Origin of the sequence: Janthinobacterium sp. 64 (genome assembly GCF_002813325.1) — a bacterium.
Taxonomy (GTDB): domain Bacteria; phylum Pseudomonadota; class Gammaproteobacteria; order Burkholderiales; family Burkholderiaceae_D; genus Janthinobacterium.
Genome location: NZ_PHUG01000002.1, coordinates 59,405 through 73,814 on the forward strand (window position 1 = coordinate 59,405; position 14,410 = coordinate 73,814).

At 55.0% G+C, this 14,410-nt stretch carries 7 protein-coding genes and 1 pseudogene; 1 reads left to right on the top strand and 7 read right to left on the bottom strand.

Features of this window, described 5'->3' with window-relative positions; translation table 11 throughout:
- Positions 1 to 331 precede the first annotated feature (331 nt).
- Positions 332 to 542, top strand: a pseudogene (locus CLU91_RS26770) (transposase); the annotation flags it as partial.
- 182 nt (positions 543 to 724) lie between these two features.
- On the opposite strand, the gene CLU91_RS26775 reads toward CLU91_RS26770, so the two are convergent.
- The 7 genes from CLU91_RS26775 to CLU91_RS26800 form a co-directional block, all read right to left on the bottom strand.
- The gene (locus CLU91_RS26775) at positions 725 to 2,038 is read right to left on the bottom strand and encodes a trypsin-like serine protease (RefSeq protein WP_157814836.1); all 1,314 of its coding nucleotides are present in this window, start codon (positions 2,036 to 2,038) and stop codon (positions 725 to 727) included.
- 71 nt (positions 2,039 to 2,109) lie between these two features.
- Positions 2,110 to 3,669, bottom strand: coding sequence for a hypothetical protein (locus tag CLU91_RS26780; RefSeq protein WP_100876984.1), 1,560 nt, complete (start codon positions 3,667 to 3,669; stop codon positions 2,110 to 2,112).
- A 268-nt stretch (positions 3,670 to 3,937) separates the two neighbouring features.
- Entirely contained in the window at positions 3,938 to 4,414 is a 477-nt protein-coding gene (locus CLU91_RS26785) for a hypothetical protein (protein WP_232730965.1), read from the bottom strand.
- 257 nt (positions 4,415 to 4,671) lie between these two features.
- Complete coding sequence (locus tag CLU91_RS26790) at positions 4,672 to 5,502, bottom strand: GNAT family N-acetyltransferase (protein ID WP_100876985.1); 831 nt, start codon at positions 5,500 to 5,502, stop codon at positions 4,672 to 4,674.
- Positions 5,503 to 5,641: 139 nt separating this feature from the next.
- Positions 5,642 to 9,397, bottom strand: coding sequence for a hypothetical protein (locus tag CLU91_RS26795; RefSeq protein WP_100876986.1), 3,756 nt, complete (start codon positions 9,395 to 9,397; stop codon positions 5,642 to 5,644).
- Between the two features lie 575 nt (positions 9,398 to 9,972).
- Complete coding sequence (locus CLU91_RS28765; RefSeq protein ID WP_332870909.1) at positions 9,973 to 10,260, bottom strand: helix-turn-helix domain-containing protein; 288 nt, start codon at positions 10,258 to 10,260, stop codon at positions 9,973 to 9,975.
- 266 nt (positions 10,261 to 10,526) lie between these two features.
- Entirely contained in the window at positions 10,527 to 14,348 is a 3,822-nt protein-coding gene (locus tag CLU91_RS26800; RefSeq protein WP_157814838.1) for a hypothetical protein, read from the bottom strand.
- Positions 14,349 to 14,410 lie beyond the last annotated feature (62 nt).

A 14,410-nucleotide genomic window follows, 5' to 3' on the forward strand; every position in this document is an offset into this window, starting at 1 on the left:
TGAAGGAACGTTTGCCGGTAGGTATCGGACGTTCATTTCACAAACTCAATGAACTGCCTGATCTTAGCAGTTTAGTTTCGTGCGATCATATTGCTCGTCGCAGCATGGCCCTATTCCGTGCCAGAGCCGTGCTTGACGAGTTGATCGGCGGTTTGCCACCGCGATCGTCCCATCGGTTGCAGCACACCGCATAAACTTCAGTCCATGAGCTCGCGCATTCCCCCCAAAGCCCGAACCAACCCGAAAATCCGCCAGGAAATCAAGAACTCCGGTCTGTCCGACCGCTAGACCGCCAAGGATGCAGACAAGGTCTATGCCCCGCATGCTGCCACGCAGCCGTGGCATCGCTCCACGCATAGCCCGCTACGGCATCGAGTCGCGCGAACGCCTTGGTAAATGGCGTCGTCGAACGCACTTTAGGTTGGCTCCATCGTTTCCGCTGGCTGCGTATCCGCTACGAGCGCCGTGCCGATATCCACCAGGCGTCTCTCTCACTTGCCTGCCTACTCATCTGCTGGAGATACATTCAGCGGTTTTGTTAGGCGTTCTTAGTCTCGCCAGGACGCTTGCACCGCTACAGAACGCCCCCCCCCGTCAATCATCGCCTAACGCCCCTCTTGGAGCGTTTCATGCGACTAGCTGCGTGCGTACCGCACTGACGACTACCCTGCCAAGCGACACCAAGTACCCGGTGCTGCGCGCGAACGTCGCGCCCTGACTGGGTTTAACAGCCTGCCCGGGATTTAGCGCACAGCCACTGCCGGACGGGCTTGCGGTCGAGGCGGGTAAAGTTTTGTATGCCGTCCACGCAGGCATCGCCAGAGCCGCCATCGCGTTCGAACACTGCGCTGGCGATGGCGACAAGTTCAAAGGGCGAGGCATTGCGTCCGTCGAGATTACCGACAAAGACAGGCCCGCCCGAGTCGCCAAAGCAGATCCGTCCCTCCGGCTTGGGCGCGGCTTCCGAATGGGCAGTCAGCATGATACCGCTGCCATCAGTTTGCACAAGGTCCTTGCGCACGCCTATCTCGAGCAGCAATTCGCCGATGGCTGCCTTGGCATTCGACCGGCCATATCCAGCCAGCGTGAGAGGTGGCGAGATGGGCGCGCTTGCCGGGATCGTCAGCGCATGCTGCGCCGGCACCTCGCCTGTGCCAAGGGCAAGCAGCGCGACGTCGTTGCCGATGGCGATCTGGTGCCACATTGCCAGTTCCGACTTGGGAAAGGCGATGCCCTGCGTTTCACCGAACCAGGCCATTGCTGGCGCCACGGGACGATGCAGCATATTCCGACTCTCCCTGCCGTCATCGCGAACAAGCGTCTCCGTACCGCCCTGGAAGGGAAAGAACACGCCCAAATCGGCGAATGGGATACGCGCCTTCTTGTCCGCGCCGAGAAAGCAGTGGGTTGCCGTGAGGAACCAGTCTTTCGCGATCAAGGTGCCGGAACAGATGATCTTGTAAGGCTTGCTTGAAATATTGGCCAGCACGCCCACGCCGGCGAACGCCCTACGCGCCACCGTCTCCGTACTGCGGCCAGTATCCGGATAGAACTTGACGAGGCCTGTCGCGATGGGAGCCAGGCCCGGGCCATCGTCGGAAGTCTTGGGATTCATGATCTGGTAGATTTCATTGTTGCGGATATTGGCCTTGTCGAGCAGTGATAAAAGCAGCTCGATCGCCTTCATGTCGAGCGTGTCCTGTACGGCTTTCATCCGCAACTGCGATTTATCGACACCAGCAATGTCCTGGAGGATATCGTCAGGAATGCTGCTGCTGGCAAGGGCATGCAGTTCCAGGCGGGCGCGCAAGCGCTGTTCGAGCAACACCTTGCGTTCTAGTAGCAACCGGGCGCCGGCCGCTGGACGCTGCGTACCGAGCAGGGTGTCGGCATCGACATTGAATTTGTCGAGCACGCGCTTGTTCCCAACTTGCCCAATGGCCCTGCTCAACTGCTCATTTACGTTGTCCGCGGCCAAGCGCACCTCCAACCGCTTTGCCAGGCTGGCCTTGACGGCCTTCTGGGCGTCGGCGGGCATGGATTCTAGCTGCGGTGTTTGTGCGCCGGCACCGGCCGACAACACGCACGCTGCGAGAAAGGCGAACCTCCTCATGGCGCGTCAGCCTTGAGCTTTTCCAGCTCGCGACGCCGCTTCTCGAGTTCGATCTTCTTCTTGATCAAAGTGGTTTCCAGCTCGGCTGTATCGATTTGCTGCTGCAGCGGGTCTTTGCCGCCGGCCTTGGCCAGGTCGAGCGCGCGCTTCTTGTCGAGAACTTGAATCTGGGCATCGTACATGGCGATTTCCTCTGTCCGGTCCTTCTTGACCTTGTCGTCGGCCGCCTTTTCCTTGTCCAGCCTTGCCTTCTCGCGCAGGCCGACAATGTCCAGGTAGGTTTTTGACAGATTCTGGGTCGCGTTCATGCCCCGCTCGGCCGCCGCGGCCTGGGCGGCTAACTCCAGCGTGGCCAGCGCACCGTCGTCGGCGAAGGTCACTTTTAGGCTGTTCTTGTCAAACGGGCCGTTCGTCAGCGACAGGGCGGCTATAGTGCCAAACTGGGGAACGGAGATCCAGCGCTCGCCCGTGAAGTCATTGGGCATGCCATCGCCCTTGGATATGCCTAGCTGTGCCAGCACGGGCAAGCGGTATAGGATGCCGCCTGCCGGCGGCACCTTGTCCTGCGTCTTGGTGCGCATGCTGCCTGCCGCCGGATTGATGCAGACCTCGGCCGTGAAGGGCTGGTCGTTCTCGCCCATCAGCTTTTGCAGATTGGCCATTTCGTCGCGCTCGGCCTGAACGGCGGCACTGTCGGCAAACTGGTTGAAATAGCTCGCATAACCTAGCCTCGGGCTGGCGCACCTGGCCTCGAACGTGGGAACAAAGTTCACCTGTACCTGCGCCGTCAGAATCTTGAGCGTCTTGGCGATTTTTTCCTGTAGCGCTGGCGTGGCTAGTTCCTTGTCTTTCGCCGCCTCGGTCAGTTTGGCCAGCGCTGCCGTCTTGGTGTCGAAGTCGGTCTTCAATACGGCGGTGGCCGGCGCTGCCGCTAGCTTGGCCTTGGCCGCTTCCAGGTCTGTCTTGGCCTCGTCGAGGCTTTGGAACAAGGCCTGCAATTCCTTGTCGTTGCGCTTGGCTGCCGGCAGGCCTGCGCGCGCCTCAGCGAGGCTGGTGAAGGTGCGAATAATGACCGCAGGACAGTCCTCGTCCTTGTCCTTGCTTTCCGAGGACACACCTACGCCCGGCACGCCGATCGACGCCTTCGCCAGGTTCAGCGCGATACCGCCAATCGCGCCCATGACTTCGGCGCTGCGGTCGTCCGCCGTCGTATTGATTGACTTAAACATGCCCGATGGGTGCATCTCGATATTGGCCGACGTGATTTTCAGCTTTGAATTGAGCTTGGTGTAGTCGAAGACATGCTGCTGTTCCCCGTCCGGCACGAACTTGTACTTGACCGCAGCTTCGGCGATGTCGTACGCGAACACGATTTTCTTTTTTATCAGCTTGCAGGAGGAGGGCACAAACGAGAGTGAGGCCTCTACCGCGGTGGCCGGCAAAGAATAGAGCACTCCGCTCGCAATCTTGTCATCGCCACTATCGACCTTGCTGGACTGGATGGTAGTGGTGCAGGAGGCGAGAGGAAAGGCAAGCAGGACAAGCAGCGCGCGCATGGGAGCTCCGTCAAATAGGTTGGTTTACCAAGTTGCCAACTTGACAGTCTATCGCTTGAAATTCCTTAGATACTCACCCATTATCACTGTTGTAAAAAAGCTCAGTTTGACCCGACTATTTGGCGGACAGCTCCCATCCATTCAGAGAAGCAAGAGTGCATCCGGGTCTGGTATGGAAACGCGTAGCTGATTTGCTGCTTCTACCAATTCTTCCTCTAAGGAGATAATGCGCAGTTTGAGTGCGCCGTCATGACAAACTGACCGGTCATTACGCTTCGCTTCCAAGCGGATTGACTGTTGGAGCGACGACTGTGAAGCCGTGATGTTCGAGAACAGCCCGGCACACGGCGAGGAAGGCTGGTACATCCAAGTCGTGTTTGGCATCGTTGACGCGCCAGCCACAGATTTTGAAGTCAGCCGGGCCGAGGCCGTCGCCGACGTGGTCGACCGTTGGCAGCAGGGCGAAGTCGTGTTTGTAGGTCCGGCCGCCCTCTGCAGAGTCGGCGTTATCGTAGGTGCTTAATAACGTCCAGTCGAGCGGCTCGCCGCTATAGGCGTCACACCCAATGCTTGCCCCCACTGCCGCGTGAATAGCGATCCGGTAAGCTTCGCCGATCGCGGTGGCATTGCCACGCTTGCGGTCGCGCTTTACATGGGCCTGCGCCTTGTGTACCAGCCAGCGCTGGTAGGCCGTTGGTTCGACGACGCCGACAAGGAAGGTGGGAAGCGCGTATTTTCTTGGCACGGTATCTCCATCATGTTTCTTGAGGACATGATACCCGACTGCCCCGCATAAATATAATGCTGGTTCGGCAACACGGTCCTAAGGACTGCGCGACCTTGGCCCAGTCCGACTATGCACCAGACCGGATCTGCCATGCATCAAAAAAAGATCCATTTTCGGAATCAAGACTTACCTAAGGGCTCGATGGCACCTCGTCTGTCGGCGTGGGTAGCCGCAGAGCCATTGGGCAGCACACATTTCGGACCAGATTTAGGACATCAGACCAACTTGAAACCACTCCAAGCCGCTGCCACGATGCCGACAACCGCGATAGCGACCCCAGCAGGGCGATTCCTTAGCCACGCACTGGCAATCCACCTGACGGGATGGCGCTCGGCAAAACGCAGTTCGTCGTAAAGCTCCTTGAAATCCCGAACTTGCATATGCGCTGTGACTGCCATTTCCTCTGCGTCCGAGAGCGCCGCGCGCAGATAGCGAGGTAGATCATGCTCGGTGATTGTTTGAGCCCAAGTCGTCACTTCCTTGAGGTTGCCTGCAAGGATGGAACGCGATACGCCAGCGGACTTGTCCTTGTCCGTAAAGTCAAATTCCAATCCAAACCTTTCATAGAATCGATTTCGTCGGATCCTGTTTTGCGGATCGTCAGCATCACCGGCCAATAGAGTCACTTCCCGCACGGGGGTATCAGGCCATTGTTTCGCCCATGCTACAATTTCATTCATCAAATAGGTCCCCAGCCACCCTCCCCTCAACCGTGGCGGGTCTACTCTGACATATCCGCCTGTGCTCAGGCTAGAGGAGGTGATCGAAATACCGTCGAAAACCTTGTCGTAAAAGCCCAGGAATTCGCCATCCGGGATATCGGAAGCAGTTCCGGCGCTTAGATCCCAATAGAAAACGCTGATCTTGCCGCGATGGACTTCATTGGTGCGTGGATCCCGCTCCAGCTCCTCCTTCCTTTCGACAAGTATCCAGTCGACGCGCCCAGCATCTGTGGAGTCAGCGACGCGCTTGATCTCAAGCACGCGGACATCAGGCTTCCTGCGAGTTTGTCCATGGCCCTGGGGCCGGAATGATGAAGTGATCAAGGTTATTCCAAAAAAGTTGTTTCCATCAACGCCCGACCGCTAAAAATCGATCCACGCAGCCGTGAGATTCAGTTTCAGTTGAAAGTTGACGCGGCCAGCGGCCGCAAAGCGTCATCGCAAGCGGCTGCCTGTATCGGCTTTACCTCTTCAACTTGCTCTTTTCCGCCTCGACGTCCGCCCGCTCCGCACTTCGAGTCCAATCCTCGGAGATTGCTGTCAGCATCGCTGATGTTCGGCGGTACTTCAGCGTCGCGTCTGCCCATGCTTTGTAACGCGTCGCAAGCTGGTACTCCTGCTCTCCGCCCTCGTTGATGCCCTTACTATATGCGCCACGCTTATTGAAGCACTCGATCATAAGTCCACTTTCGATCTGCACAGACGCCTCCGCTTCGATCACTTTGCATACTGCTGAAGGAGGCCAGAAGTGTTCGTCGACGTCTTGAGGAGCATAAGCCAGAACGAAACCAATCCGGTTATCCCCAATATCAACGAGATCCTTGGCTGCAGCCAGAACTCTTACAGTCTTCACCCAATCGGATAGCATATTCGCGTCGATCTTCCCGTCAAGCAAACCAGGCACAATCTTGAATTCCGAAAGCAAGTCGTACGATGTATTTGCCCGCGCCTTCGCCTCCTCAGTGAGAATTTGATCGGCGGGCGCGCTTTTGCCCCTGAAAACATGGGACAGCACATCGACGAACATCTCAGGGTCTGATGCCAACAAATCGTAGATGACCAATGGTTCTCGCTCTTGACGCAACAGTGGCAAGTAGGCGTATTCCGCATTGGCGATCTGCCTCTTTTCGACATCACTGCGCGTTCGCAGTTCCTTCAATGCCAGCCCGATGTAATAGGGAAGCATGTTCCCCATGCGCTCGAATCCCTCGGCCGCCTGGCCAACACCCGAGGCAAGCATGTCCATCAGCAGGCCCGACGGTACGTCTTTACTTCTCCTCTGCATCCAGCCCAGTACTTCAATGTCCCGACCAACGCTTCGGTATTGGTCGATCGCAAACAGAAGATCGTCCACGGATCCTTCGATGGGCAACATGCTCAGGTGATGCCAATATTGTTCCCGCACCTCGCCGCCGAGGACTTCGACATAGGCCCAAGTCTCCCGAGTGCTTGGCCAACCTAGTAGGAGTTTGGCCTTTGCCGTGTTATCCGGGACTTGCGACAGAACACGATCCTGGAAGCGGTTCATCCATTGGTCGCCGAATCTGTTGAAACCATGTGTCGAGACGTAATATGCAAGGCTCGGTGGTGCGTTAGGGTCCAGAGCACCCTCCATCAACTCGAACATTTGCTCGAGTGAACACGGAATCTGACCCAAGGTTTGGCCGAGAAGTTCCGGCAATTTAACCATCTTCGCGAGCTTCAGAATGCCAGGCACGCCGTCTCGCCCAAGCACGCGCTGGAGGACGTCCTTGCGCAAGTTTTGTGAGTCGTCGAGCACTTCTGCACCCGGGATGTATTTGCCAACATGCGGCGTCCAGTCATCAAAAGCATGGCGGTCAGACACAAGAGGATCGGTAGGACGATGACGTTCGACCAGATCTTTCATAGCGGCAAGCTCCTCGCCTCTCAACGCCCAGTCAGAACCACCGAAGTATTCATTGCGCGTCGCCTCATCTTTGAGGGCATGCCAAATCGCATTGCCTTCAGCAACACTGTGTGCAACGAGATAGCTGTCGATGTGGGCGAGCACCTTCGCCCGATTTAACGGCTGTAATTTGCCGATCTTGTTGACAAAGGTTCCTAGACGGTCCTCGTCGTCGCCAGCTGCGGCAAGCGCTCGCTCGACGACCGCGGTTTCAAAGTCCCACACCAATCCGTAAGTAATCTCTTCGAGCTTTTCCGGCGCCAGGTCGCGTAGCTTTGGATGCTGGGTAGGAGTGGTCGAGTCCATACTTGAGGGTAGAAGCTTTTTTAGCAGTTGCCACCCGACCTCGGGACATTCCGCCAAGACTGCATCAAGGCATGCGATGCGCTGAGGCTGCAATGCATATGTGTTGGGCGCCCACCCCAATAAAATGTCGCGCAGGCTGTTGATGGGTCGGTTGACGTGATTCGATTCCGGTTCCGGATCCAGTTGTCCAAGCTTGGCCAAGACCACTGCGGCACGGTTTAGATATCGGGGGTCCCAGGCTATAGTCTCCAACGCCCAAAGAAAACGTACATGTGGACTAGACGGGCCGAAAAAGTGCTTTTCCTCTGACTCAAAGATCTGTGCCAACTGCTCCGGGGCGCCCGCGAGCATAGACTCGAGGGCCTGCAAAAAAGGGTTTGGGGCGGCCTCCGCGATCAACGCGGTCTGGTCGCCAAGGCGTACTATCGAATGGTGCAGTCTCCCCCATTCGGGCAACGCATTAATCACATCGTCGACGTACCTCTGCGGCGACTTACCCTTGACGTGCAGGTCTGCCACCTCATGCATTGACGCGATGATCAGCAGTGTTAACGCAAGACCATCGCGTAACCATTGACTGTAGTCTGACGACGCAAGTCTAGCCTGATTGAATTTTTGCTCTCGAGACGGCTGTTCGGGCTGTGTGCCGAAGACCTTGACGATGGCATCGCGTAGCCGCGTCAGGTCGTCATCGGTAAGCTGCCGGCCGTAGAAATAGAAGGCGTCCACCGGTGCGCGGACCTGCCACACCTCAGCCTCTCTGTCGACAGGGCGATCTGGCATGCCGAGCGTGGGCATTAGGATCCCCTCAAGCATGCCATAGGTGGCATAGCCGCCAAGTTCTTTGAGCACATCGCAGTCGGCGGGGACGTCGCTAGACCAACCACCGGCGAGAAGCGCTGGTTTAAGTGCAGTCGCATGCCCCACCCATACGGGATCGGCAACGGGCGCATTTTTGATCAGGCGTTTCAGGATAGTCAGGCTGCGTCCACAGCGATGTGCCAGCTCGTATCCCTGCCCATGATCAAGACCCATATCGATGAAGCCGGGCACCATGCCTGAAGCCGTCGGCCGTTTTAGCACGGGGCCGCGCCTGGCCTGTGCGCCCGTTGCAGCGGACAACGTGGGGCAATTCTTGGAGAGCATTCCTGCTAGTGATTCGGCAGTGCCCGTAGCGATGAAGGCCATATTGGATTTCATCGCTAAGAAGCGGGCGGCGGCATCGGTGCGAACGATCAACGTCCTGGACTCCAGCGATTCACGCACGCTAGGCTCCGCACGGCGGATCGCCGCAACCGCAAAAGCTATAACTTCCTCGGACGTCTCGGCGCCAAGCATGAAGGATTCGGGTTGCCCGAGAAGTTTGGCAATCAGCGCGTCGGCCTCCTGCTGTCTATCAGCGATGACAAGTTTCTCACTGAGCTGCGGCTTATACTGTGTACTGAATTCCTCCCAATACTCGTCGGTGCTCAAGGCATCATGTTTCGGAGCTAACTTAAGGACATCACGAGCGTAACGAGCAGCAATGGCCGGATGATCGTCGAGCCAGTGGACCAACGACGAACCGTCAAGGTATCGGACATCCTTCCACTTCCCTTCGTTACGGCGCTCATCCTCCCATTCGGGGATCTTTTTAGCGGGCGTGTCCCAACATTCCAGATTGACTAGGACGAGCGTATTCTCGGCCATCTCGGCATCCGAGGTTTGGCCGGTCCGCTTGTTATAGTCATTGTCGGCCTTCTTAGCACCAGGACCGGTACCAAATTCCCATTTGGACTTACCCTCTGGAACGAGGCCCTTCGCCATTTCCGTTTCCAGGTCGCCATCCCACCCGCGAACCTGACTGGCCTCGCCATTTGGGAAGCGAAATCGCGACGCATCGACGATCGTAGCGCGGATCAGGTCTGACACCATGGCCGGCAACTTCTCGCGAGCGTTCAGGAGGCTTGCCCAATTATCTAGGGCGATTGTGTCGATCCATTGCATGCCGCTCTCTCTTCTCTTATGGCGCGTAGCGCCTTCGATATTAATTGATTAACGCGCGTTGAGAACTCTGAATCCACCTCGATGCGTCAGCCACTTATTTGACCGCGCAATCGTACACCGTCGATGTTCTCTGCAACAGAGTTTTCTATGACTTGAATCGCCATCTTTAGCTTAGGCCCTCTTGAGTCATGGTTTTAAAGCGATGAAAAACCGATCGATCGTGTTAGGGGCCAGTGTGTCCTTCCAATCTCGTAGCGGCCTGATTGGACGACGAAATTGGGTTTGACCTGTCTATCGCCCCTACCCTGCACAGACTCCTCCCGCGCTCTAGCAAAAGCTGACCTCCCCTACCTAAAACTGCCAGCCATGGATTGCATATCCAACCGAGGCAACAGCGGAACTCCTGCTTTTGCGCGCGATAGCGGCACAGTTGGCTACGATAGACTAGGCCGTCTTCTGCTTCGTGCGCTCGGCCAGATCGGGGACTTTGCATGCTGGCGGTGGAGTTGCGATCACGGCTGACGCGACATGGCACCTGACGGTGTCACGCAAAAACAGAAGTTTGCCATGGCCGCTTAAGCTCTACTTTTAGAGCCCTCTAAAAATGGGGGGATTACCTTGAGCCGCACGACGCCCAACGCGCGTAGGGCGCGACGAATCGTTGCTGCGCACACGCGCAGACCGCAGCGGTGATGCAGCTCGTCGGCAATTTCCTGCAAGCTGGCCTGGGCGCGCTCCTGCACAATTTCGTGCAAAACTGCGATTTGCTCAGGCTTCAACGCTGGTGGTCTGCCGCCGGCACAGCTTGACGGCTCAGTGCCGTCGAGTGGATGTGTCGTTGCTATGGCATGCTCCCTCCACATCGAGATAACATGCCACAACTTCGTTGTTGATTTTGTCTACGCGCTCTAAGTTATAACTTGAAAAAGCCCATGCTGATGCAAATCCCATAGGAATTACATGATAACTTGATAATTTTTCAGCTGAGCTAACAGTTGATAGACTTCGCCTGCTCAGCGTCCCGGCACTCATCGTTGAATTGCTTACAAATGTGGTGAAAAAAAGGAACGAGGGAAGTCTCGCTCGTAGGCATCTAAACTAGTGTGTTCGTTTGCCGGACTACAACATATCAGGCTTTTCCCTGGTCCGGATGGCCCTCATCCGGCGTCGCCGCCGATGGGGGCAAAAAATGCAAATTGATTAGAAGGTGATAGAAAACAATGTCTTTGCGGTCCCGCCGACGGGTTTCCGTTCCCAACCAAATGTGGTCGGTGTCGCATAAAGCTTTCACGCCACCGAACGAATCCCCGGCGACTGTATAGCCAGCGTATTGATGTTTCGAAACGTAAGGACCATATCCGGTAACGAGCTCGGAGAAATTTTCAACATCACAGTATCCAACCATGAATACTGGACTCAGGGACTCGGCGTCATAACCCGCAATCTTGTTTAGATGCTGAGAAATAACCGTCGTGTCGAGTGAGAATAGGCGGAACGCTTCGAGTATCGCGAGCCGCGTATTGTCGCTTGAGGTGATAAAGCCGTCGATCTCACCTGGGTTTTTACCGCTCGCTGATTGACCTCCTCGTTTTTGATCTCTAAAGCCTACCCGCGCTTGCGACATCCTAAGATCAAACAATGAGGTAAACCAATCATTGATCCAATCTTCCAATATTATCCGGTACGTCGTTTTTCCTTTTGCATTGTCTTCGACTTGTAAATTACGTTTACGCAGCACAAGTTCGCGAGCTACCGCCAGTACCGCGTCCTTTAGGTATTCGTGTGGTGGCTGGCCTTTGCTGACAATTTCGACGTAGGTTTCAAAATTTTTGGAAATAACCTGCCCGTAGTGTTTCTGGAGCTGCAGAGTTGAGCGCTGAGATCCCTCATTTAACAGCTGAATCAGGTCTTTCATGGAAGGCTGATCCGCCTCCATTTTGACGAGTTCAGAGATCAAGTCATCAATGCCCAAGTCATCAGGTGTCAACTGATTTAGCTGCTGATAACGTGCCAGTACCTTTCGCACAGTGAAGGAATCACGACGGGCTATAAGCGCGCTGCAATAGGGTTTAAGAATCTGAAGCCGCGTATGCTGTTCAACAGAAAGCCTCATCCAAAAACTTTCGATATCTGGAGCACCGATCAGCCGGTATGCGTCCAGAATAGTGGCCACCCAGATTTCGCTCATCTGCTCAGGCTCTATGCTTCCTGCACGATCAAGGAAGTAGGCTAAAGCGTGCTGAAGACGGGTTTTGTCTTTGTCCAACGCGTACAATTTTAGGTGTCCGTAAAATAATACGAAACCATGGTGATCGCGCTTGGTTTGCCGGTAGAGGGCATCCATGAACCGGATGCTCTTTGCGGGATCAGCATCACTGAAGGCCATAGCGATTATTTGTCGTCTGAAATGCTCACACTCCTCGTAGTGCCTGCGATCAGGGGACTGTCCAAACGATCCTGTCCGCTCGTGCGGAATAGGCAAGTCATCAGCCACTTGCTGAAAGTTGGCTGGATCTGATTTATGCGCTTCATAAAACTCCAAAAGCTGCCATTTGTACTCGTAGCTTTGCCAGACTTTGCGAATGTGAACGACTTTCTGATTGCTTGAGTTAGCAAATCGCTCCTCAGCGAGGATCTCTTTCGCTGACGCCAATAATCGAGCAGCAGTTGCAGTTCTCCCCGCATCACATGCGGATGTGAACGCTTGCTCTAATCTCGTCAGACCCAGGTCATCACTTGCGTATGATTGGCGAACGTCGATCGCTTCATGCAGATGTCGTGCGCGGGCGATGACGGTACACCTCTCCAATAAAACGAACAGATGATCCAGCGGAATAGATGGTACACACCGAACAACGAACTCTTCATACAGCTCATCGCGAAATGCATTGGTGTAAGAGCAGAACTGCTCCCAAAGGTCGTATTTGTCCGACCCTGGCATTTCCCCAAAGAGATGGACAAATTGCTTTCGAGGGCCAAACCCACAGGAGCGTACAATCTCTTGCACCCTCGTCGCCACAACATGCAACGGTTCGATAAACGATGGCAGTCTGCCAAGACACATCAGGACCTGAAGATATTGGCGTACCGCTGAAGCCACCTCAAATGGATGCGGCCTGTCATAAGCAAGATTCTGCTTCCATTCATCACATCTGTTGGACAAAGTTAGAAGTGAACTCGGCCCCGCGTCAACAATGAGTTTTCCCCACGGCAAGGTGGCAAAGAATGGACTGGGCTCCAGGCTACCCAATCCTTCCAAGTTTGCCGCGAACTCTGCCCCGTAATGAGCCAGAATTGATCCACGCAATGCTCGGCATGTTGCTCCGGTTGGATCGATGCCTGAACTCTCCAGACGATCGATAAGCCAGAATCCCAATGGATATTTGTAGTGCTGATGTGACTGTTCGTACCGCGAATTTTCCATCCGTTTGGGGAGCTCCATAAACGCCTGAGCCAACTGGACAACCTGCTGATGCCCAAGGGCGTCTACGAGGTTCAACAAGAACCGGTATTCGAACCCTCTAGAGAAATCGGGAGACCTGAACGCGCATTGGGCGCCCAGCATTCCCAAAATGGATAGGAGGCGAGAAATAAAATCGGGCTCTTTTTCAACAGAACGAATGTACTCTCGGCACACCAGCTGTTGATACCCGTCTTCCAGATTTTGAACATATGACGTATCGCGACTCTGCGAATATTCAAAGGTCTTTTTGGCGAGATAGTAGAACGCCACGTCGCAGGTCTCCGAGCGAGCGAGCAGCAACACTATGTAGTTCGAGTACTCGTAGTTGGGCAGGACGATAAACAGTATGTATTTGAGGATTGGCCGACTGTCAGCAAGCTTCACCAAGTCCTCAGTGAAACCTGAGGAAATAACTTGCTGCCCCTGGATTCGAATACTGGCATCGACCACGCTGGACAACAGCCAACTGTAAAAGAGTTCACGGCACCCACGCGGTCTTGAACGATGAAGATTAATAACGAATTCGAGATTGTTTGATGCATCACTTACCGTCGGAGGGTAAACATCTTCGAGCAAACTCAGCGTCGGCATAGAAGACTCCGTCGTTCGGGTGGAGCCTAACCTGCCGCCTTGGTCGCTGACGATTAACTCCTGGTGGATTTCTATCGGACGGATAATGCCTGAAAAGTGCTCCTCGTTAATCGATTGTCTGATGTAAAAATTGACATCCTGAGCAAGCTCGGCGTCATCAGCTAAAAACATCAAAAGCTGCCCATTAAATTCCTCGCGCTCGTCATACTGGTGTTGGTCAAAGATGACCGGCATGGCCCATTCGCAATTGACACGGAAACACATCATCCAGCGAGAAAAGGCCTCCTCAGGGGGCTGCGTGCTACGCAGGGTCAGCCATAAATGAGTGCTGATCAGTGAGCTGAAATTCTGATTGCCGGGCGATAGGCTATAAACGCCGTCTTTGAGCTCGAGTTCCACAAGGAGCTGCTCCACCGTCAGGTGATCACCAAACTCGACATGCAACAACTGCCTTAGCTCTGTCTCTGGACAGGCGTAATGAGCTTGGATGAAGCCATTTTGACCGTAGCGGATATTTTCAAGGTGATTGATTGCCTCAACCAGCGGGATCAGCCTCGGATCTATTGCGTCCAGATCTCTCACCAAGTCACAGTGAGTGGTGCACCATCCTGCGTAGAAAGAGACTAGCCCCCACTTTTCGAACTGCGAGAGCGGAATGTCAGTACCAGCGAATGGCACGCCGGATGACTGCGGCCATTTGAGAGCGCCGGTGAGGACGGCTTTCACCGTTTCCCTGTCCAGCATCGGTGTCGCCAGCCTGGCATTTGCCAGGAAAATAGAGAATGCCTTGGCCTGACGTTGATCCTCGTACGAATAGACCTCGACGTTGCGATCCCTCGTCGCATATCCCTCCAATATTGCTTTCAAGTGTCGCCAATTTTCGGAAAATTCGTTCATAGTGGTTGTCGGTCCATTGCAAAAAAATCGCGTAGTTTCAACTACGCATTATGTAGCCACCT

What these genes read in the sequence shown, in the direction of transcription:
- CLU91_RS26795 (WP_100876986.1), bottom strand. Translation starts at nt 9,397, where the DNA reads ATGCAATGGATCGACACAATCGCCCTAGATAATTGGGCAAGCCTCCTG.
- CLU91_RS28765 (WP_332870909.1), bottom strand. Translation starts at nt 10,260, where the DNA reads ATGTGGAGGGAGCATGCCATAGCAACGACACATCCACTCGACGGCACT.
- CLU91_RS26800 (WP_157814838.1), bottom strand. Translation starts at nt 14,348, where the DNA reads ATGAACGAATTTTCCGAAAATTGGCGACACTTGAAAGCAATATTGGAG.
- CLU91_RS26775 (WP_157814836.1), bottom strand. Translation starts at nt 2,038, where the DNA reads ATGCCCGCCGACGCCCAGAAGGCCGTCAAGGCCAGCCTGGCAAAGCGG.
- CLU91_RS26780 (WP_100876984.1), bottom strand. Translation starts at nt 3,669, where the DNA reads ATGCGCGCGCTGCTTGTCCTGCTTGCCTTTCCTCTCGCCTCCTGCACC.